This window comes from Sporomusaceae bacterium ACPt (genome assembly GCA_041428575.1).
Classification (GTDB): Bacteria; Bacillota; Negativicutes; order Sporomusales; family Sporomusaceae; genus Sporomusa_D; species Sporomusa_D carbonis.
Genome location: CP155570.1, coordinates 3,589,893 through 3,612,150, shown reverse-complemented (window position 1 = coordinate 3,612,150; position 22,258 = coordinate 3,589,893). Strand labels below are relative to the sequence as shown.

At 46.0% G+C, this 22,258-nt stretch carries 16 protein-coding genes, 1 riboswitch and 1 other annotated feature; of the genes, 14 read left to right on the top strand and 2 right to left on the bottom strand.

What is annotated here, in order from left to right:
• Positions 1-50 precede the first annotated feature (50 nt).
• The 5 genes from SCACP_RS18500 (at position 51) to SCACP_RS18480 (ending at position 7,802) form a co-directional block, all read left to right on the top strand.
• On the top strand, positions 51-1,718 hold the full coding sequence (locus SCACP_RS18500) for a formate--tetrahydrofolate ligase (RefSeq protein WP_425058975.1): 1,668 nt from the start codon (positions 51-53) through the stop codon (positions 1,716-1,718).
• A gap of 356 nt (positions 1,719-2,074) precedes the next feature.
• The gene (locus SCACP_RS18495) at positions 2,075-2,509 is read left to right on the top strand and encodes a DUF6917 domain-containing protein (protein WP_425058974.1); all 435 of its coding nucleotides are present in this window, start codon (positions 2,075-2,077) and stop codon (positions 2,507-2,509) included.
• A 154-nt stretch (positions 2,510-2,663) separates the two neighbouring features.
• Positions 2,664-2,889 (top strand) — a binding site (T-box leader).
• A gap of 155 nt (positions 2,890-3,044) precedes the next feature.
• The gene (locus SCACP_RS18490) at positions 3,045-4,010 is read left to right on the top strand and encodes a bile acid:sodium symporter family protein (protein WP_425058973.1); all 966 of its coding nucleotides are present in this window, start codon (positions 3,045-3,047) and stop codon (positions 4,008-4,010) included.
• A 298-nt stretch (positions 4,011-4,308) separates the two neighbouring features.
• Positions 4,309-4,407: riboswitch (glycine riboswitch) on the top strand.
• 206 nt (positions 4,408-4,613) lie between these two features.
• Entirely contained in the window at positions 4,614-5,783 is a 1,170-nt protein-coding gene (locus tag SCACP_RS18485) for an ABC transporter substrate-binding protein (protein WP_425058972.1), read from the top strand.
• A 489-nt stretch (positions 5,784-6,272) separates the two neighbouring features.
• A complete protein-coding gene (locus SCACP_RS18480; protein ID WP_425061440.1) occupies positions 6,273-7,802 on the top strand; it encodes an SLC13 family permease in 1,530 nt (509 codons plus the stop codon).
• A gap of 54 nt (positions 7,803-7,856) precedes the next feature.
• Here SCACP_RS18480 and SCACP_RS18475 read toward each other — a convergent pair whose 3' ends face one another.
• Positions 7,857-8,774 carry an NAD(P)-dependent oxidoreductase gene (locus tag SCACP_RS18475; RefSeq protein ID WP_425058971.1) on the bottom strand — a complete coding sequence of 306 codons (918 nt, stop codon included), beginning with the start codon at positions 8,772-8,774 and terminating at the stop codon, positions 7,857-7,859.
• A 306-nt stretch (positions 8,775-9,080) separates the two neighbouring features.
• Here SCACP_RS18475 and SCACP_RS18470 point away from each other — a divergent pair, with 306 nt between their 5' ends.
• On the top strand, positions 9,081-9,947 hold the full coding sequence (locus SCACP_RS18470; protein WP_425058970.1) for a MurR/RpiR family transcriptional regulator: 867 nt from the start codon (positions 9,081-9,083) through the stop codon (positions 9,945-9,947).
• Between the two features lie 97 nt (positions 9,948-10,044).
• Here the strand turns inward: SCACP_RS18470 and SCACP_RS18465 are convergent, their stop codons facing one another.
• The gene (locus SCACP_RS18465) at positions 10,045-10,779 is read right to left on the bottom strand and encodes a gamma-glutamyl-gamma-aminobutyrate hydrolase family protein (RefSeq protein WP_425058969.1); all 735 of its coding nucleotides are present in this window, start codon (positions 10,777-10,779) and stop codon (positions 10,045-10,047) included.
• A gap of 340 nt (positions 10,780-11,119) precedes the next feature.
• Between SCACP_RS18465 and iadA the strand changes: the two genes are divergently transcribed.
• From iadA to SCACP_RS18425, 8 genes are all read left to right on the top strand, one after another.
• A complete protein-coding gene (iadA, locus tag SCACP_RS18460; protein WP_425058968.1) occupies positions 11,120-12,295 on the top strand; it encodes a beta-aspartyl-peptidase in 1,176 nt (391 codons plus the stop codon).
• 725 nt (positions 12,296-13,020) lie between these two features.
• Positions 13,021-14,586, top strand: coding sequence for a glutathione ABC transporter substrate-binding protein (locus SCACP_RS18455; RefSeq protein ID WP_425058967.1), 1,566 nt, complete (start codon positions 13,021-13,023; stop codon positions 14,584-14,586).
• Between the two features lie 71 nt (positions 14,587-14,657).
• A complete protein-coding gene (gene nikB, locus SCACP_RS18450) occupies positions 14,658-15,581 on the top strand; it encodes a nickel ABC transporter permease (protein WP_425058966.1) in 924 nt (307 codons plus the stop codon).
• A 21-nt stretch (positions 15,582-15,602) separates the two neighbouring features.
• Positions 15,603-16,502 (top strand): ABC transporter permease subunit, encoded by a 900-nt coding sequence (locus tag SCACP_RS18445; RefSeq protein ID WP_425058965.1) that lies wholly within the window; start codon positions 15,603-15,605, stop codon positions 16,500-16,502.
• Between the two features lie 11 nt (positions 16,503-16,513).
• Complete coding sequence (locus tag SCACP_RS18440; RefSeq protein ID WP_425058964.1) at positions 16,514-17,524, top strand: ABC transporter ATP-binding protein; 1,011 nt, start codon at positions 16,514-16,516, stop codon at positions 17,522-17,524.
• On the top strand, positions 17,496-18,470 hold the full coding sequence (locus tag SCACP_RS18435; RefSeq protein ID WP_425058963.1) for an ABC transporter ATP-binding protein: 975 nt from the start codon (positions 17,496-17,498) through the stop codon (positions 18,468-18,470). The genes SCACP_RS18440 and SCACP_RS18435 overlap by 29 nt, the downstream gene beginning before the upstream one ends.
• A 167-nt stretch (positions 18,471-18,637) precedes the next feature.
• Entirely contained in the window at positions 18,638-20,704 is a 2,067-nt protein-coding gene (locus tag SCACP_RS18430; RefSeq protein WP_425058962.1) for a sigma-54 interaction domain-containing protein, read from the top strand.
• A 61-nt stretch (positions 20,705-20,765) separates the two neighbouring features.
• Positions 20,766-21,881: an aminopeptidase gene (locus tag SCACP_RS18425; protein ID WP_425058961.1), complete on the top strand. Its 1,116-nt coding sequence runs from the start codon at positions 20,766-20,768 to the stop codon at positions 21,879-21,881.
• The last annotated feature ends 377 nt before the right edge of the window (positions 21,882-22,258 follow it).

The window sequence follows — 22,258 nt, the reverse complement described above, 5'->3', positions numbered from 1 at the left end:
CCGGAAAACCTGTTTTAAAATATTCTTACATAGTGGAGGTAGTAGCAATTATGAAAAGTGATGTTGAAATTGCCCAAGAAGCGAAAATGAGCCGGATTGTGGAGGTCGCCCAAGAACTCGATATTCCTGCTGAAGAACTTGAGCTGTATGGCAATTACAAAGCTAAGGTTTCACTTAAAACCTGGGAACGGATTAAGGATCAGCCTGATGGAAAACTAATTTTAGTCACCGCCATTAATCCCACACCGGCAGGCGAGGGCAAAACAACAACTACTGTCGGACTTGGCGACTCGTTGCGGCGCAAAGGTAAAAAAGTGGTCATCGCCCTGCGGGAACCGTCTCTTGGTCCTTGTTTTGGCGTTAAAGGCGGCGCCGCCGGTGGCGGTTACTCACAGGTTGTTCCTATGGAAGACATTAATCTCCATTTTACCGGTGATTTTCATGCCATTACTACTGCCCACAATCTCCTGGCAGCTATTATTGATAATCACCTCCACCATGGCAATGCCCTTGGTATCGATCCCCGCCGTATTACCTGGCGCCGCGTCCTTGACCTCAACGAGCGGGCGCTGAGATTTGTGGTATGCGGGCTTGGCGGCAAAGCTAACGGTGTGCCGCGGGAAACCGGGTTTGACATTACTGTAGCTTCGGAAATGATGGCGATACTCTGCCTGGCCAAAGACCTTGACGATATGAAAGAACGTATCGGCAGGATTATTGTCGGCTATACCTATGAGGGAAAGCCTGTGACTCCGGCAGATTTAAAAGTTACCGGTGCTTTAACCCTGCTGTTTAAAGACGCCATTAAACCCAATCTTGTGCAAACGCTGGAAAACACTCCTGCTTTCGTTCACGGTGGCCCGTTTGCCAATATTGCTCATGGCTGTAACAGCGTGTCTGCTACCAAATATGCCCTTAAATTGGCTGATTACTGCGTAACCGAAGCGGGTTTCGGCGCTGACCTGGGTGCCGAGAAATTTCTTGACATCAAATGCCGTTTTGCCGGTTTTAAGCCAAGCGCAGTAGTTATTGTTGCTACTGTTCGGGCCCTTAAGATGCACGGTGGTGTGCCGAAAAGCGAACTGGTTGGAGAAAATATGGCCGCGCTGGAAAAAGGACTGGCCAATCTTACCAAACATATCGAAAATATTCAACAATTTGGCCTGCCTGCGGTTGTTGCCATTAACGCCTTCCCGACTGATACGGCAAATGAGTTGAAATTTGTTGAAGAAAAATGTAACGCAATGGGTGCTGAAGTGGCCCTGTCTGAGGTATGGGCAAAAGGCAGCGCCGGTGGGCAAGTCCTGGCCGAAAAAGTTCTGGCCGCTTGCGAGAAGCCCGGCAACTTCAACTTCCTTTATGATGAACAGGCGCCGATTAAAGATAAGATTGCGGCTATTGCTACCAAAATTTACGGCGCTGACGGGGTAAATTACACTCCTGCGGCCGAAAAGACGATTCAGGAGCTTACTGCTCTTGGCTTCGATAAAACCCCTATTTGCATGGCCAAGACCCAGTACTCGCTTAGTGATGATATGACTAAACTAGGACGTCCTACCGGTTTCCGGATTACTGTGCGGGAAGTAAGAGTAGCGGCAGGGGCTGGTTTCCTGGTAGCTATTACCGGCGAAATTATGACCATGCCTGGATTGCCGAAGCAACCTTCCGCAGAAAAAATGGACATTGACAATAATGGTAAGATTGTCGGTCTGTTCTAGGTAGTGCCTGATTGCAGTTTGTTTGAAAGTTTTCTATATGTTATCGCAAGGGATTTTCACCCATAAGATAAAATTGGTCTTTTCAGGGTACTAAACTGAATTATATCCTGGAAGACCGATTTTGTTTAATATAGGGTTTGAAGCCAAAAGAGAATGGAAAACTACAAATGACTGGCCAGGCGGTAATGACATGGACAAATATTCAAAATAATTTTTCGAAAATATTGCAGGATTATGCCAAAAACGACAGAATAGTAAAATTTAATTAATCGTCAGAGATGAGTAATAATATTATAAGGATTTACTACTCATCTTTAATGCACATTTGCTATCGTGCTTACGGAAGGGATGATAACTTGGCTAATGATCCTTATGCAAGCGGAAAATTTCATAAGAATCCCTATGCAAAGAAGACTGATGTTACCGGCTCGCTGGTTGTCGTTTTAGACGGGATAATGGAAGACCGGGGGTTGTCCTTAATAAAACCTATTTCGCGGTGTGTTTGCAAACACGAGGTCCATGAGTTGATTTTGACTGACGAGACTGGCGCTAAACCGGGCGGTGAAGTAAACCGTATCGCCTATCTTGGTTTTTGTACTATTGGGGAAGGCGGCGTCATTGTAAGCGGGGATGATTTTTATGTTGACGGAAAACTCATCGGACAGCTTGCCGGCTTTGATGAAACCCATATGCCCAATCACTTAAACATCGTCATCAAAACCGATAAGCTCAGGACCGGTATTGAACTTGAAGCCGCCTTAGGCAACAAAATTGTCTTTAAAGGAATGTAGCTGTAGAATTCTGCGTTAACTTCTAATCAGCAGAATGTTGAGGCGGCCTGTCAGCAGGCCGCAACTTTTGTTTACATGGTTACGAATGTGCCAAGGTCAAAGTATATTGACAAAATACGCATATGTTGAGATAATGATAAAAAATAACAATAGGGAATATATGATGATTGGGACGTATATGGTAAGGAACGTTTCAGAGAGCCGGTGGTAGCTGTGAATCGGTACGGCCTGCCGTATAAGATCACCCGGGAATATCCAAGCCGATTAGTATACAAAATACTGTATGCAAGCGAGGACGTTGCCGCGCGTTACGCGGAAGCAAAGTAACTTTGCCCAAAGAGTACAAAGTAGGGTGGTACCGCGGTCTTGCCGCCCCTATTGACATAACCGTATATGTCAATGGGGGCGATTGTATTTGTCAGGGGAGGTGGTGAGAGTGAGAAGCTTTCAGAAATAATGGACCAGGAATTTGAACTTGATAAGCTAACAGGTGACATCGGTAATACCGGTGTGGACTAGAAGGAGGAAAACAATAATGACACTTTTGGAGAGAATAATTAAGTTTTTTGGTGATTATTTTGCCGCTCTGGTCATTTTAGCGGCAGCACTTGCTTTCTTTAATCCCGCCCCTTTCAAAGTTACCGCTCCGTATATTCCCCAACTGCTTGGCCTTGTTATGCTTGGCATGGGTTTAACACTGACCAGGAATGATTTTGCCGCTGTGTTTGAACGTCCACGGGATGTGTTTGTTGGTGTTCTCTTGCAGTTTCTCATCATGCCTATTGTGGGATATATTATAGCGGGAACAATGGGAATCAATCCTGAATTGGCCGCCGGCTTCATACTGGTAGGCTGCGTGCCGAGCGGTACCGCGTCCAACGTTATGACTTATCTGGCCAAAGGTGATGTGGCTTTGTCCGTTACTGTCAGCTCAATTACTACCCTGGTCGCACCCTTTATTACACCTTATCTGTTCCTGGCCTTAGGCGGTCAATATATTCCTGTTAATGCAACAGCACTTTTAATTGATATTCTGAAGATTGTTTTAATTCCCATCATTGCCGGGGTAGTTTTACGGCATTTATTTGGCTCAGTGGTGCAGAAACTGATCAAAATCGTTCCTCTCATCTCAGTAGTTGCCATTATTGCCATTGTTGCCGCAGTAGTAGCGGCAAGTGCCCAGCGGCTGGCTTCCATGGCCGGAATCGTGATTATCGGCGTCATGCTGCATAATCTGCTTGGTTACCTAATTGCTTATCTGGTGGCAAACAAACTCTGCGGAATGAGCGACTATAAATCCCGGGCCATATCTTTCGAGGTTGGTATGCAAAACTCCGGCTTAGGCGCGGCACTGGCAATGGTCCACCTGTCACCGGTCGCCGCCTTGCCAAGTGCAGTGTTTAGTGTTTGGCATAACATATCTGGCCCCATGCTTGCCGCATGGTGGTCGAAGCGCCTGCCTGTTGAAGCCGGTCAAGCAGGAATGCCGTCATCACGTTAGTCATTAAGAGCAGTGGGTTATTGTAAAAGACTCCGCAAAGGTTCAAGCAAAAAGAACATTGCGGAGTCTTTTAACAAGAGTGAAAAAACTAATTCGCATATATGGACAACAGTATTGGTTTTATGACGGAAAAGTGTAAGGTTGCTTCTTGACAAATAGTGCGATTGTCCACTATAATGAAGACTAATGTACTATGTGTGCCGAAAATATAATATTAGTGTCCATGTGAAGTTTGCGGAACAATGAGTTATATCTACCGGTGGTAATATTGCCAGGTGATTGCTTGTGAACCGTAAATGAATGGAACTCTGGAGAGCCCCTGTCAGCAGGGCGCCGAAGGTGCAAATCGGCATGTTTGACCGATGAAACTCTCAGGCAAAAGGACAGAGCATTTCGTATGTCGCCAGTTCCTTACGATTACTATCTTCTGTCTTTATCCAGAGTCAAATCTTTGATTTGGCTCTTTTTGTTTTAATGACCGATAAACAGGATCGAGAAAACCGTGCCGGGTGCATACATATTGACTCCAGGTTCCAGGAGGCTAGAGGGTACATTAAATGGTGCAAGAAAGGTAACCATTACGCAAAAAGGAGAGGATTTCGGATGAGAAAAGCAACTTTCAAACTGGTAGCGGTATTAATGAGCATGTTGTTAATGGGAAGCGTCCTGGCAGGGTGCGGCAGCAGCTCGGATTCGAACAGTATTAAAATCGGTCTTCTTAACGAAATGACCGGCGGTAATGCGACATTTGGCACCTCAGCGGCAAACGGGGCCAAAATGGCAATTAAGGAGGCTAATGCCAAAGGTGGTTTACTTGGAAAACAAATTCAGGCGGTTATTGCTGATAACAAGAGTGAGCCGTCTGAATCGGCAAATGCCATGACAAAACTTGCTACACAAGACAAGGTTGTGGCTGTAACCGGTATTTTCGCCAGCTCTAATGCCATTGCAGCCTCTAGTGTTGCCGAAGCAAATAAGATGCCTTTTGTTGCAGTAGGGGCTACCAACCCCAAGGTAACTGTGGATGAGAAGACCGGTAAGGTAAAAGACTACACGTTCCGTGTCTGTTTTATTGACCCGTTTCAAGGAACGGTTGGGGCAAATTTTGTACTGAATACCTTGAAACTTAAACAGGCTGTAATATTAGTTGATAATAGCAGTGATTACAGTAAAGGGCTTTCGGCGTTCTTTAAGGATGCTTTCACCAAGGGCGGCGGCAGCATTTTAGCAGAAGAAGCCTATTTGCAGAAAGACCAGGATTTTAAAACCATTCTGACAAAAGTAAAAGGACTCAATCCTGAAGTTATCTATGTGCCCGGCTACTATGAAGAAGTGGGTAAAATTGTTAAACAGGCACGTGAGCTTGGTATTAATGTCCCAATTATTGGTGGTGACGGTTGGGATTCGCCTAAACTCGTAGAGGTTGGTACTGCGGCCGCGTTAAACAATACTTATTTTACCAACCACTATTCAGTAGACGATAACAGCGCTGCATCCAAGGCTTTTGTCGAAGCGTACAAAAAGGAATACGGACAAGTTCCGGATGCTATGGCAGTACTTGGCTATGATGCGGCCAACTTACTCATTGATGCCATAAAACGCGCCAATAGTGTTGATAAAGAAAAAATCCAGGCAGCCTTGGCTGCTACGAAGGACTTTCCGGCAATCACCGGTTCGACCACTTTAAATGCCACTCATGATGCAGTGAAGAGTGCAGTGATTATTGAAATGAAAGATGGTAAACAAGTTTATAAAGCTACTGTCAAGCCATAGCGAGAGTGTCACGTTGTCAGTCTTTAACGCGTCTTGGGCTGAGGCCCGAAAAATGTAGGTAAGCAAGAAACCTCCGTCTCTAGAGAGTGACGGGGGTTTTTGAGCTTGATGAAATAATACATAAGGAAATATTTGACGGGTGTAAAAAGAGTCAAGACTTAGTCGCTGCATCTCTGTATCAGCCGCGGTATTGAAACACAGAATTTGAATACGGGACTTGGTGCTACTTTTTTTTGGTATGATATACCATAATTTACAATAATGTGGTATATTAATTAGAAAAATATACATAATTTACAGTTTGAGTAGAGTGACACTTTACTTTTTTGCTTGGAAATAGAACCGCGAATACGATAAGGGAGGTGATGATACGAGAATTAAGCCGTGTCATATTGCAAAATATCAGTAATTATCGGTAGTTATTAAAAGGGCTAGGATAAAAAAAGGGGGAGAGAAATGGAAACGGTTAAAACGCCGGAACAAGCATCTATGCAAGTAAATGCAAAGCTTACTTTGGAAGAACAAAAGTTTGACTTTAGGCGAAAGACAATCGGTTTATTTCTTGGTCCGGCACTGGGGTTGCTGATTTATTTTATGCCAATTGCTGGCTTAAAGGCGCAAGCACATGGTTTGCTGGCAATTGTGGCTTTTGTGGCTACGTGGTGGATTACGGAGCCGGTTCCAATACCGGTCAGCTCGATGTTAGGACCTGTTATTGCCTCGTTGATGGGAATTGTAAATCCGACACAGGCATTTGCCCCATTTGCCAACCCATTGATTTTTCTTTTCATGGGTAGCTTTATGCTAGCCACGGCTATGATGAGTCACGGTTTAGACAAGCGCTTCGCGTATGCCATCTTGTCGATGAAATGGGTGGGGTCAAGCCCGACAAGAATTTTATTGGCTTTAGGGCTTGTAACGGCACTTTGCTCAGGATGGGTAAGCAATACGGCGACAGCTGCTATGATGTTCCCGATAGCCATGGGATTACTGCTGGCAATAAAGGATATGCATACAGCTGCAGGTAGAGAAATTGATCTTGAAAAATATAAATATGCGACAGGGCTTATGCTAATGGCTGGTTATGCATCTTCCGTAGGGGGAGTACTGACCCCGGTAGGTACCCCGCCTAACATCATTATGATTGGCCTGTTGGAACAAATGGGCGGGGTGAGAGTTTCCTTCTTTCAATGGATGATCTGGGGTTCAATCGCTATGATCGCGTACTTTGGCATAGTCTTTGTTGTTCTTAAAAAAATGTTTCCCGCTGACGTGGACCACATTGAAGGTGCAGAACAACTGATCCGAGAGCGCCGGGCTAACCTTGGACCATGGAAAGCCGGAGAAATAAATGCGGTCATTGCTTTTACCGCAGCCGTAGTCTTATGGGTTTTGCCAGGTTTTTTGGCCATGATATATGGAGCCGGCGACCCTATATTGAACACTTATAACAAGTATTTTTCCGAAGCGGTTGTAGCAATGCTGGCAGGTTTAATGTTGTTTCTTCTGCCAACAAATTGGGCTGAGCGAAAGTTTACGCTGTCATGGGCTGATGCGGTCAAAGGCATTGATTGGGGAACGCTGATTCTGTTTGGGGGCGGATTATCATTAGGCGGCATGATGTACACTACCGGCTTGTCGAAATGGCTTGGCGATTTAATCGTTGCGGCTACAGGAGCAAACTCCCAGGCCGTAATTGTTACAATCTTTGCCGTGTTCTCGCTGATTATGTCTGAATTAACGTCCCATACCGCAGCGACCAATATGGTTGGACCGTTGGGCATAACTGTAGCTATTTCAGCAGGCCTGAACCCTGTGCCTGTAGCGGTAGCCATTGCCCTTTCATCATCTCTCGGGTTTATGCTCCCGGTATCAACGCCGCCTAACGCGATTGTCTACGGCAGCGGTTTCATTCCCATTACAAAAATGATTAAGTCCGGGGCCATTATCGACCTCATTGGAATTGCCCTGGTTACAATACCGCTTGTTATATATGTTGTCAAATGGGTTGGTTATTAGGCAGTCTGATTCATTGCAAGAATTAAAAAACTTTATAATCCAGGGATAAGAGGATTAGACTTGGGCCGGCGACTTGTAGTTGCCGGCTCTTTTTATCTCGACACCGGCCAGTTCTTCATAACACTTGATAACACTGCAAACATCTTCGTCGCCATACCCTTTAACAACAGCCATATGGATCATTTCCCTGACAGAGGCCATAACTGGAGTTGGTATTTGCAGTTCTTTGGCTAATTCATAAATTAAGCCAAGGTCTTTTGCGAGCATAGCCGTACCGAAGGCAGGGGTAAAATCGCGGTTGATAATTTTGGGAATTTTGGCCTCGGCCACAGCACTGCGGGCACCGCCGCCATTGACTACCTGCAAAAATAACTCGGGGTCTATGCCGCTTTTGTAGGCCATCGTGAGCGATTCAGCCAACGAAAGCAGATTAATAGCCATCAAAGAGTTATTGGCCAACTTCATGTAGGAACCGGCACCGCTTTCACCCATGTAAAATGCCTGTTTACCCATAACCAAAAACAGGGGCAAACACTTGTCAAAAGTTGCCTTATCACCGCCAACCATAAATGTCAGTTTAGCTTCTTTGGCTTGAACGCCGCTGCCGGTTACCGGGCAATCCAGCATGATAACACCTTTAGCAGCAACTTCTTGTGCCAGCCGCTTGCTGGTTTGGGGTAAAATTGTACTGCTATTAAGAATGATGAGCCCAGGCCGTGCTCCCGCGATAAGTCCATTGCTTCCCAGGACCATTGCTTCAACTTCTGCGTCTGCTTTCACCATAACTACTACTGCATCGCAATGCTGTGCTACTTCCGCGGGCGTGCCGCACACTTTGGCTCCTTTTTTTATCAGAGGCTCGGCCTTACTTGCCGTCCGGTTGTAGACAAACACTTCATATCCTGCATTTAGCAAATGCCCGGCCATGGGTTGACCCATAATACCTAATCCGACAACACCGATTTTTTTCATTGTTATGTCACCCTTTCACGTTAAAATAATATCCCCAAGAATTTCCTTCATATCAGCTTAAACAATTACCTTAATACAGTAGCCGATTATTAACTCATCGTCGTTATTTTTTTACTGTTATTATAAAAGTATAGTAAAATATTTACTACATTTTTATAATATATGGCACCCTATATAATGTCAATCTGTTTTTGCAGTTTTTGCTATTTTGAAACTTGTCTGTTATGCTTGGGGGCTGATTATTGACCTGCAAGGTAATCACTGTTATTATGAAGTATAATTGACGCTTTTCCGGGGAGGCCCTATATGTTAGGCGAGAGTCTGTTTTCAATCATTAGAACTCATTATCATACATTATCATCTACCCAAAAATTGATAGCAGACTATGTGCTTAACCATAGTGAAACAGCGGTGCTTCTTTCCATCAGCGATTTGGCGGCTGAGTGCAAAACAAGCGAAACCACGGTGATGCGCTTTTTGCAAAAGCTTGGGTATTCTTCTTATCAGGTTTTTAGAGTAAAAATGGCCCAAGAACTATCCGGCCGGGTGCCGCAGGCCATTTATGTGGATATAAAAGACCAGGAGATAAATAGCAGCGATGATGAAGCAAAGATAAAACGCAAAGTACTATCGTCGGTTGCAACCTCGATTCACGATCTTAATCATCTAATCAATGATGATGATCTTTCCCAGGCCGTTTCTTTATTATATCAAGCAAACAAAATTTTATTTTTTGGCAGCGGTGGTTCGGCAGTTGTAGCCCATGATGCTTTTCATAAATTTTTACGTTTAGGTCTGAATGTTGTCAATGAGTTTAGTCCCCATCTTATGTATCTTCATTGCACACATACAACAGCCCGGGATGTTATTTTTCTGGTATCCCATTCCGGTGAAAGCAAAGAAGTCATTGAATGTGCCAATCTTGCGAAGAAGAACCAAGCGCGTATCATTGCTCTCACAAGCTACAAGAACTCTACATTGGCAAAACTTGCTGATGTTTGCTTTTTAAGTTCAACCAGTGAAAAGAAGTATCATACTGATGCCATGGTTTCCAGAATTATTCAACTCATTATTGTAGACTTATTGTATGTACCGCTTGTTCTTAAACTTGGGCAAAAGGGAATTCGCAATATCAATAAGTCCCGGCTGGCAGTCGCGTGGACCAAAACATAGTCATGCTAACAAGTGCCATGATCGAAATAAGCCCGCTAAGAAAAATATCCGCAACTTACTGATTGGTAAGTTGCGGATATTTTTTAAAATAATGAACTTAACGCTTTCCTGCTTCCTTGACCAGTGCTGCGAACAGGGCCAGCATGGCAGGAACTTTAGCAGCCAGCATTTCCGGGTGCCACTGAACACCTAAAACAAAATGACCGTTTTGATGTTCTATCGCTTCAATGACTCCGTCTTTGGAACGGGCAGTGACGGTAAACCCCGGAGCAACAGTTTTTAGCGCCTGATGATGATAGCTGTTAACCCGCAGAGGCTCTTTGCCGATAATACCGGCTAATGTTGATTCCGGTTCAATGACCACCGTGTGCCACAGGGCATCCCTGGTGGTTGTGCTTTGAAAATGTTTGGTGCTGCAGCCATCTATCAGGGACATGTCCTGATACAGTGTTCCCCCATAGGCAACGTTGATCAGTTGTATGCCCCGGCAAATGCCTAATACGGGTTTTTTCAATTGGTCTGCTACCTTGATGATCATTAATTCGTATTCATCGCGGTAAGGGTTGACTGTTTCCAGTTTTTCCAGAGGTTCTTCGCCGTACAGCAGTGGATCAATGTCCGGACCTCCTGACATTACCAGTCCGTCAACTGCCATAACCTGTTCCCGGGCGAGAGCGGAATCTGCTACCGGCGGCAATAGGAGCGGTATCCCTCCCGCTTTGGCTACAGCATTAATGTAGTCGGTACTGACAAAGGCCCTTACCATACCGGAAAGAACAGTTCCCTCCGCCGGTACGGTGTTGCTGGTGATTCCAATAATCGGTTTCCGCAATAGATCATCTCCCTTCAGTTGTTCATTCGCCGTGAATCGTACTCTATGGCGGGCAGGTAATTTATAAAACTAAGGTGCGCAGGTTTGACTGCGCACCCTGTTGCATAAGTCTTATAAATAATTATCGGTGATATGGAAAAATTCCTCTATAAATTAGAAAAAAATCTTTATTGGATTTCATATAGCTAAAGTTGGCATGAAATTTGCTTTAATTATTTTCTGTCATTGGCAATACTGGGTGAAGGGGGAAGCAGGTGCGAATGATCGCTTTATAAGCAAGTTACTTATGTCTTTATGGTAGTAAAATAGGGTAACCAAATAACTGAAAGAGGGTCTCGAAATGGCACTGTTAATAAAAAACGGCAGTATATACGCGCCTGAATATCTTGGTGAGCAAGATGTTTTAATTATTGATAACAAAATCACCAGGGTGGAAAACAAAATTGAGGAAATTAACATCTCCGGCTGTCTGCCGGATGTCGAAGTGATAAATGCCAAAGGAAAAATAGTTGTACCCGGATTTATTGACCAACATGTCCATCTTATTGGCGGCGGCGGAGAAACGGGGTTTGCCAGCCGCACTCCGGAAGTAGTATTGTCAAAAGTGATTGAAGCTGGGGTTACTACCCTTGTTGGCCTATTGGGGACCGACGGGTTTACCCGCAATGTCGAAGCGTTATATGCGAAAGCAAAAGGATTGGAAAAAGAGGGTGTTACCACATTTATATACACCGGTTCTTACGCGACGCCAAGTATTACCATAACTGGCAGTGTCGCCAGGGATATCATGTTTGTTGATAAAGTAATTGGCGTAAAAATGGCTTTGTCGGACCACCGGTGTTCTCACTTTACTATGGAGGAGTTGACCCGCCTGGCTTCTGATGCCCGCCTGGCAGGCATCCTGAGCGGTAAACCGGGTCTGGTACACATCCATGTGGGCAGCGGTAAAGAAATGTTAAATATGGTTATGCAGGTTGTAGACAAAACCGATATACCTGTTACTCAGTTTATTCCTACCCATGTAACGCGCCCCGGGGGGCTTTTCGAGCAGGCCAAAGAATTTGCCAGGAAGGGCGGCCGGATTGATGTTACTTCTTTTGCGGAATTGAATCCGGAGGGGAAGATGAAACCGAGCAAAGCGCTGATAGAATGCATTCGGGACGGCGTTCCGGCGGGAAATGTCACGGTAAGTTCCGATGGAAACGGAAGTGTCCCGAAATATGACAGCCGGAAAAATATTATCGGCATGGATGTAGGAAGATTGGATACTTCGCATTTAGTGTTTAAAAATCTGGTTAAGGAAGAGGGACTGGACATAGGTACGGCTTTACGGTTTTTTACCTCCAATGTGGCCAAAGTCCTGGGCATTTATCCCAATAAAGGATGTATCCAAAGAGGAAGTGACGCTGACATCGTGGTGATGGACCAGGACTTAAATCTTGATATGGTTTTTGCCGGGGGAAAAATAATGATGGAAACGGGGAAGGTGATAGTCAAAGGGACTTTCGAGGTGTAACATAGATGGGTATTAATATAATAGTTGCATTATAATAGGGTAACTAGTTATAACATGATACAGTATAATAGGTTAACCTATTATACTGTATCATGTGCGTTTTCTATAGATTCAATGATGAGGTGCCTCATATTTTACATGTGTGCACTGACAGAACAATAGTTGTTAGTAACGCTCCACCGCTGGCGCCTGACTTACGCTTATACTAACAACACGCCTGTACATCTTTATTGGATACTATATAGTTATGATATTGTGACCTCATCACTTTATTATTTCGGGAAAAACATTTGAGTATATTGGTTGCGTATTCGGAATTTTTGTCCGTTCTCAGTGGAGTAAAGTGTATAAAAGTATAAGTAACTTTATTATTCTTATATGTTGGCATAAATTTTGCAAGTAATTGTTTTATAAAGATATTTTTATCTTTGTCAGTTGCGGCTGATTTTTTGATAAACACATAAATATTATAGGTGTAATGTTGAATTCCAGATGAATATACTGTTCCTTGTTGTATAATAAGTGGGAGCAAAGGAGCTCTCGAATGATTCGAGGGCTCTTTTGGTTTATATACAATTAGGAGACTAAAGGAGGAATGCCTAACGCGGGCGCCGGCAGGATAATATTTAAGCGAGTTTATTCCCAAGTCGGCAGTAAGCTTGCGTGACTTGAAAAGGCAAGATCATAGGCTTTAACAAATAGTACATAGAGGAGGTTAAATTGGAATGAAACCATCGAAAGTTTTTAGTCTGCTATTAATCGGTATGCTATCCCTCAGTCTGGTACTGGCAGGTTGCTCAAAGTCTAACCAGACAGCCGGTGAGAAAAAGCCGAGTGAGCTGGTTGTGGCGCAGGCAGCCAATCCGACTACTATGGACCCGCATGATACTCAAGACACATTGGCGTACGGGATTCAGAAAACGATGTACGAAGGTCTGCTTGGCTTTGATAAGGACATGAAAGTTGTACCGGTGCTGGCTGAAGCCTTGCCGGAACTGGCCAAGGACGCCAAGAGCCTTACCTTCAAACTGAAAAAAGGCATCAAATTCCAAGACGGGACAGATTTTAATGCCGACGCCGTAAAAGCCAACATTGACCGTTTAAAAGATCCTGCGAATAAACTGAAACGGGCATCTTTGTTTGCCGCTGTTGATCATGTGGAAATTATTGATCCGTATACTGTCAAGATTGTGCTTAATAAGCCGTTTGCCCCTATTGTTCAAGCTTTCGCCCATCCTGCAGGCATGATGATTTCTCCGAAAGCCATCAAGGAGTATGGCAAGGATCTGAATCGTCATCCGGTCGGCACCGGCCCGTTCCAGTTTGTCGAGTGGAAAGACGGGCAATATGTAACAGTCAAGAAGTTTGACGGTTACTGGGATAAAGCCAACGCAGCCAAAGTGGAAAAAATCACCTTCAAGCCTGTGCCTGAAGCTGCTTCCCGGGTAGCCATGCTGAAGACAGGCGAAGCGCAGTTTATCTACCCGCTGCCCTCGGAACAAGTGGAAAGCGTGAAAGGCGACAGCAATATTGTTGTTGACAAGGCCCAATCGATCATCGAACGTTATGTTGTTTTTAATGTAACCCAAAAGCCGTTTAATGACAAGCGCGTCCGGCAGGCATTGAACTATGCCGTGGATAAAGACGCATTGACTAAAGTCGTGTACAAAGGGCTTGCATCTCCGCCTGAATCAGCCATTGCACCTAAAGTATGGGGCTTCCAAAAACAGCAAATGTATGCTTATGACGTAGAAAAAGCCAAAAAGCTGCTGGCTGAGGCCGGACTGCCCAATGGTTTTGAGGTTACTCTCTGGACCCCGAATGATACTGAACGGGCAAAGATTGCCGAGTTTATTCAGCAACAGTGGCAAGCTGTTGGTGTTAAAACAACAATTCAACAAATGGAATTTGTTACGTTGACTAACCTGTTGTCAGTCAAGCCGGAAGAAAGCAAATTGCAGGCAGCAGTCAGTGGCTGGTCGCCGTCAACCGGTGAAGCCGACTGGGGGATTCGTCCGTTGCTGACCCAAAGTATGTTCCCGACCGCCGGCTTTAATAGTGGTTTTTATGTCAATGATCAACTGGAAAAATATATTATGACCGGTCTGGAGTCAGCGGATGAGAAAGAACGTCTCAATGCCTATGCAGATGCCCAGAAGGTAATTGTTGAAGATGCACCATGGGTGTTCCTGACTGTGCCGGACAATTTGGCAGGCAAGCGCAAAAATCTTTCCGGCGTTTATGTGCTTCCGGACGCCGCGCTTGACGTTAGGGGCGCAACGTTCCAATAATCCGGCGACTGGTCCAGGGGATGACCTTGGACCAGTTTGTATTTTTACCTTATACCAAGGAGGAAGAGTGGGTGCTGATCTATATTGCCCGGCGTTTAGCCGCGATGGTCCCCATTTTGCTGGTCGTATCGGTGGTTATCTTTATGTTTTTACATATGATTCCGGGGGACCCGGCACGGATTGTCGCCGGCCCCGAAGCATCAGCGCAAGATGTTGAGAATACCCGGGCCATGCTCGGTCTGGACCGTCCTATATACGAACAATACTGGCGGTTTCTGTCAGGTGCGGTGCAGGGGGACTTGGGACGTTCTTTCCGGACGCGGGAGCCTGTTATGGATATGATTGCCGACCGGATCATGCCAACGTTGGAACTTAGTTTTGTCAGTATGGTCTGGGCTATTGTCGCCGGTATGTTTTTCGGGGTGGTGGCGGCCACCAAACGGGGAAAATGGCAGGACCAGCTTACTATGTTTGGTGCGACTACAGGTATTTCCATGCCGTCTTTTTGGCTGGGCCTGATGCTGATTGAATTATTTGCCGTGCAGTTAGGCTGGCTTCCGTCAGGAGGCAACGACTCTATTGAACATTACATCCTGCCTGCTATTACCCTGGGTTCCCAGGTGGCCGCGATTATTGCCCGGTTTACCCGCTCCAGCCTGCTGGAAACATTGGGCGAAGATTATGTGCGTACTGCGCGGGCTAAAGGTGCCAAAGAGATGCGCGTTATCTGGCTGCACGCTTTGCGCAACGCGCTGTTGCCTGTGGTTACTATGACCGGTTTGCAGTTCGGTTTTTTGCTTGGCGGCTCGGTGGTAGTAGAAGCGGTGTTTTCCTGGCCGGGGATGGGCAATATGTTAATTACATCAGTCAGCATGCGGGATTATCCGGTCATTCAAGCCGAGATGCTGTTATTTGCTATTCAATTTATGTTGATCAATCTGCTGGTGGACGTGCTCTATGCTGTCTTGAATCCGCAGATCCGGTTAGATAGCTAAAGAGGAAAGAGAGGGGAACTTATGTCGCAATCTGTTACTCCCGTGCGTACAAATCAATGTGCGCTTATTCGGGCGACGGCCAATTCACCTGTCCACCAGTTCCTGCGCCGCTTTTTCCGCCAAAAGTTGGCTATTGCGGCCTCTGCCGTTCTTGTGGCGTTGTTCCTGCTGACCATCATTGGGCCGGCAATTTCGCCCTATGATCCGGTCAAACCGGACTATAACTCCTTATTACAGCCGCCGTCAGCCAGGAATTTGCTGGGTACGGATGAATTCGGCAGAGATATTTTGAGCCGGATTATCTACGGGACGCGCATTTCCATAACGGTAAGTTTGAGTTCGGTTTTCATCGGTTCGGTGATCGGGACTGTCGTTGGTCTTACCGCCGGTTACTATGGCGGAAGCTACGACTCGTTCGTTATGCGGACTTGTGATATTATGTTTGCCTTTCCCGGGATCTTGCAGGCAATTGCCATTATTGCCATCCTGGGACCTGGGCTACATAACGTAATAGTGGCGGTGGCTATATACACCGTCCCTCAGTTTATCCGGATTATCCGCGGCAGTACGCTGGCCCTGAAAAACATGATGTATATTGAAGCCGCCAGAGCGGTGGGTATTCCTGACCGGTTGATTATTTGGAAACATATCTTTCCCGGTACATTTTCCATTGCCTTAGTGTACTTTACCATGCGGATTGGTACAGCCATTTTGATTGCCGCATCGTTGTCCTTCCTGGGATTAGGCGCGCAGCCGCCGCTGCCTGAGTGGGGCGCCATGCTGAGTTCGGGTCGGGAATACTTGATGTCGGCTCCCCATGTGGCCCTTTTTCCCGGCTTGGCCATTTTGATCACATGCCTGGCGTTTAACCTGTTTGGTGATGGGTTGCGGGACGCGTTGGACCGGAAGATTGTGGACTGAGGGGGGAGAGAATGACAACGAAAAAATTATTGGAAGTACATGATCTTAAAATCGCATTCCGCGGTCAGGATACAACTGTTACAGCAGTCACCGGCGTCTCCTTTCATGTTAACGAAGGGGAAACTCTGGGTATTGTTGGGGAATCCGGCTGTGGCAAGTCGGTTACTTCGCTGTCGGTAATGCGGCTGTTGCCCGAGACGACGGCGCGTATCGACGGCAGAATTGAATTTGACGGGCAGGACCTGCTCAAGTTGCCGGAGGCTGATATACAGGATATTCGTGGCAACCGGATTTCGATGATTTTTCAGGAACCCATGACATCACTCAACCCGGTGTATACTATCGGTAAGCAGATTGATGAAGCCATTTTGTTGCATCGTAAGATGAGTGGTAAAGAGGCGCGGGCATTAACGCTGGAAATGTTGAAAAAGGTTGGTATTCCCCGCGCCGAAGACATTGCCAAAGAGTATCCCTATCAATTGTCCGGGGGTATGCGGCAACGGGTGATGATTGCCATGGCGCTTGCTTGCCATCCCCGATTGTTAATTGCCGACGAACCGACTACTGCTCTTGATGTTACCATTCAGGCCCAGATTCTGGATTTGATGCGTCATCTACGGCGAGATACCGGTGCATCGATCATACTGATAACCCACGATCTGGGAGTGGTGGCTGAAATGTGTGAGCGGGTGCTGGTTATGTACGCCGGGCAAATCGTCGAGGAGGCTGATGTAGTCAGTTTGTTTACCCAGCCAAAACATCCTTATACCAGAGGACTCATGCAATCCATCCCGCAACTGAATAAGAAAGTATCCCGCTTGATCCCCATTCCCGGTCAAGTGCCGCCGCTGTCCAATATGCCGCCAGGGTGCCGGTTTGCTCCCCGTTGCCCGCAGGCTATGGATTCATGTTTGACCGAAAATCCCCAGTTGTTACCGGTGGCAGCGGGCCATACCTGCCGTTGCTGGTTGTACGGGAAAGGAGGAGAAGCGGGTGACGCAAGACACATTGTTGGAAGTTAAAAACCTGAAAAAGTATTTTGAAATTCGCGGTGGTCTGTTAAAAAGGGTTACAGGCTATGTAAAAGCAGTTGATGATGTTTCTTTTACCGTCAACCAGGGAGAAACCCTAGGGATTGTCGGTGAATCCGGCTGTGGCAAATCTACGACCGGCAGGACTATTTTACGGCTATTGGAACCAACCGCGGGCCAGGTGGTTTTTGATGGTGTTGATCTGGCAAAATTGAACCGGGAGGACATGCGCCGCAAACGGAAAGATATTCAAATGGTGTTCCAGGACCCTTACGCTTCTTTAAATCCCCGGATGACGGTGGCCGATATTATTGGCGAAGCCTTAACGGCCCATGGTGTGACCGACAAGCAGGAGATCAGCCGCAGGGTGAATGAAACGCTTGAACTGTGCGGGCTAACGGCTGAGCAAGGGCGTCGGTATTCGCACGAGTTTTCCGGCGGGCAGCGGCAGCGGGTCGGTATTGCCCGTTCGCTCATCCTGAGGCCAAAACTTATTATTGCCGACGAACCGGTCTCGGCCCTGGACGTATCCATTCAAGCGCAAATCATCAACTTGCTGCAGGACTTACAAGAGCAGCTTGGGCTGACATATCTATTCATATCCCACGACCTGTCTGTTGTCCGCCACATTAGCAACCGGGTCGGTGTTATGTACTTGGGCAGGCTGGTGGAGATTGGTTCTGCCGCAGAGTTGTACGAGAAGCCGCGGCACCCGTATACGCAGGCGCTGCTGTCGGCTATACCGCTCGCTGATCCGCTCACCAAACGGGAACGGATCATTTTGCAGGGAGATGTGCCGTCGCCGGCCAATCCGCCTCCAGGGTGCGCATTTGCCCCCCGTTGCCCGAAAGTCATGGACGTGTGTAAGACAGTCAGGCCGGAAATGATCCAAGTGACCGATAACTATCAGGTGGCTTGCCATCGTTATCAAAACTAAGCCAATACACAACAGAATATCCAGAAAGTAAGCATGGGCGGCTTTTGGCAAGTCGCCCTTTAGTGCGGTATAGAGGGGCAATTTTCGGTTAAACAAGGATTTTCAGCACATTATGCCAAATAATCATTATGAGCATTACATGGTAAAAAGGCAGGGGAGTCTAGTTGATGGAAAGAAATACAATTACCTTTATTACGCTGCATGATCATACTCTCCGGGCTATTATTGATCAATGTTATGAGCTTGGTATGTTGGAGGAGTTTAACATTGAAGGACGTACCATTGCGCAGTTGCCCTATCTTCCGATTACCGGCAGTTCTTTGGTTGTAGCGTCCGGCGATGTTATTATACCGGCCATTAAACCGTACCTTCCCAAAGATTCCAAAATAATTACGGCCCAGCGAACCATCAACTATACCAATATTCGTAACGTGCTCGAAATCCCCCGCGGGATGAAAGTATTGCTTGTTAATGATGGTAAGGAGCGGGCCCTGGAGACCATCGCTCTTTTACAAGATGCCGGGATTGACCTGGATTTTTACCCCTATTATCCCGGTGAGACATCTTACCCCCAGGAAGTTACCATTGCGGTTACTCCCGGTGAAACTAAACTTGTGCCGCCTACCATTACTAAAGTGATCGATATCGGCTCCCGGGTTATTGATCTGGCAACATGGATTGAAATTTACGCCCATTTTAAATATGGAATTCTTGACTTGCGCAAATTCACATCGCGTTACGTCCGTTCTGTTTTTTATATTACGAAAGAGCTTAGTAATGAAATTCAGAAGGCCAATCTTCTCCGCAACCATTTGGAGGCTATTGTTGACCGGATCGAAGACGGAGTGCTGGCTATTGACGAAGAAGATACCATTCGGATTACCAATCATAAAGCATTAGAAATTCTGCATCTGCAAGGCCGGAATATCATAGATCAAAAAGCGGCAAATTGCATTCATACCCATTTTTATCAGATTATTTGTCAATTGCCTTATGAACGAGAAGAGGTTATGAACTGGGAAAGCCAGACTTTCTTCTTTCGCAAGACTCATATAATGATCGAGGGCAGAAACTTTGGCTATTTGATTCTTTTTCGCCGGGCGTCGGAAATAAACAAATTGGAGCATGATTATCGCCGGAAGCTGACAAGCAAGGGGCTTTTTGCCAAATATACCTTCAATGATCTTACCGGGAAAAGCCATCCTTTTAAAAAATTAACGAACATTTCCCGAAAAATGGCCAAAAGTAATACAACCATCTTACTGTTGGGCGAAACCGGAACAGGAAAAGAATTGCTGGCCCAGGCCATCCATAATGCTTCACCGCGTAAATGGGAGCCCTTTGTCGGGGTTAATTTTGCGGCCATATCTGAATCGTTACTGGAGAGTGAATTGTTTGGTTATGAAGAAGGAGCATTTACCGGTGCGAAAAAAGGCGGTCATATCGGCTTGTTTGAGCAGGCTCATAAAGGGACGATTTTCCTGGATGAAATCGGGGATGCTTCCGCCGGGATCCAAAACAGATTATTGAGAGTACTGCAAGAGCGGGAGATCATGAAAGTAGGCGGCAATCGCATCATTCCCATTGATATTCGTGTAATTGCCGCTACCAACCGCAATTTAGTGGAAATGGTCCGGGAAGGATTATTCCGGGCAGATCTATATTACCGGTTGAATGTTCTTCCGATCCATATACCTTCGTTACGGGAGCGAAAAGAAGACATTCCCTTACTGGTCCAAGAATTCATAAATAAAATTTGTAATGACCTTAAACGCCCGGTTTTTCAGTTTTCGAAAGAAGCCATGGCGGACATGCTGGACTATGGCTGGCCCGGAAATATCAGAGAGTTGGAAAATGTCATACAGTATTTGGCTCATATTGTCGAAGATGTTGTACTGCCTGAGCACTTATTATTTAAGCGGGGAGAAAAGTCTTATCAGGAAGTTGCCGCCGCTGCCAGCCAGGAACTTGAAGCCCTGCATCAATCCTATGTGCGCAAAGGGTTCATTCAAGAGGTTAAGACCATTCTGCTGACGATCCAGCAAGCCCGGTATGCTGTTGGAAGAAATTATGTGATTAGTCAAATGAAGGCGGCGGGCTGGAATATAACCGAGCAGCAACTCAGATATCGCATGCAGCTCTTGAAGCAAGATCAATTGCTCGAAGTCGGACGCGGCAGACAAGGCAGTGCGGTAACAAAAAAGGGTGTGGAATTTTTAAAATATATTCAATAAAGCGAGACAACCTGAATCTGCTGCAGGTTGGGCTTGTCTGTTTAGATGGGGAGGAATTTATATGTTGGATGAAAGAGTAAAGACACTGGCTAAGAACCTTATTAACTATTCGGTACGCCTACAGCCAGGAGAAAAAGTACTGATTGAAGTTATAGACGGCGGGCACGATCTTGCTAAAGCGCTGGTGGCCGAGGCATACCGGGCAGGCGGTACACCGTTCGTTACAGTTAAGAGCAATGCCTTGCAGCGGGCGCTGCTATTGGACTGTGATAAAGAACAATTAGAGTTGATAGCCGGTTGGGAAGCTCACCGCATGCAAGACATGGACGCTTATATTGCTGTCCGGGCTTACGAAAATGTCAGCGAACTGTCTGACTTGCCGCCTGACAAATCCCGGATGTACCAACAGCTGTGGTGGAAGCCTGTGCATACCGATATTCGTATCGCCAAAACCAAATGGTGCGTATTACGTTATCCCGGACCGTCTATGGCCCAGATGGCCGGCATGAGTACCGAAGCATTTACCGACTTTTATTTTAAAGTCAGCAATCTGGACTACGCCAGGATGGCTGAGGCTGAAGAGCCGCTGGTGAAACTGGTGGATAAGACCGAGCGGGTACGTATCACCGGTCCGGGGACCGATCTGGCTTTTTCCATCAAAGGTATTCCGGTGATGAAATCCTGCGGCCTGCGGAACATTCCGGACGGCGAAGTATTTACCGCACCGGTTAAAGATTCGGTAAATGGTGTGATAACCTATAATTGTCCGACTATTTCCCAGGGTACGGCTTTTGATAATATCCGGTTACGGTTTGAGAAGGGAAAAATTATCGAAGCTACCGCCAACCATACCGGGAAGTTGAATCAAATTCTTGATACTGACGAGGGGGCCCGCTATATCGGCGAGTTTGCCCTAGGCTTGAACCCTCATATCCATCATCCCATGCGGGACATCTTATTTGATGAAAAAATTTGCGGCAGTTTCCATCTCACTCCTGGTAACGCATATGCCACAGCGTTTAATGGCAACCGGTCGGCCATTCACTGGGACCTGGTCTGTATTCAGACACCGGCATATGGCGGTGGAGAAATCTGGTTTGACGACAGGTTGGTTCGCAAAAACGGCAAATTCGTTTTGCCGGAATTGGCGGGACTCAACCCGGAAAACTGGGTATAGCCCAGAGCAAAAAAAGTGCCTTAATCTGATGGTTATTTGTTTTGATAGGTAAGTTTAGATGGTAAATATTATCCGTTTATAGTCCTATCAAGGAATAAGAAGAACCTGTGCATAGAAATATTAGAGAGATATATTTCATATATTTACAATAAGCAAGTTAATCGCATACTGTTCAGTAACCAAAGCTATTCCTGCCTGTCAATGTTATAGCACAGATAAGGAATGGTTTTTTTTTCGGTCAAAAAGTCTTTTTCACAGTCTTTTTTTTAACCGAGAGGAAAAATTTTACACATGACGAATAAGTACAAAAATTAAGGTGAGTATGCCTAGGGAATACAACGTGGAGGGGGTTACATGGTGGCAGGCTATTGAAGTTC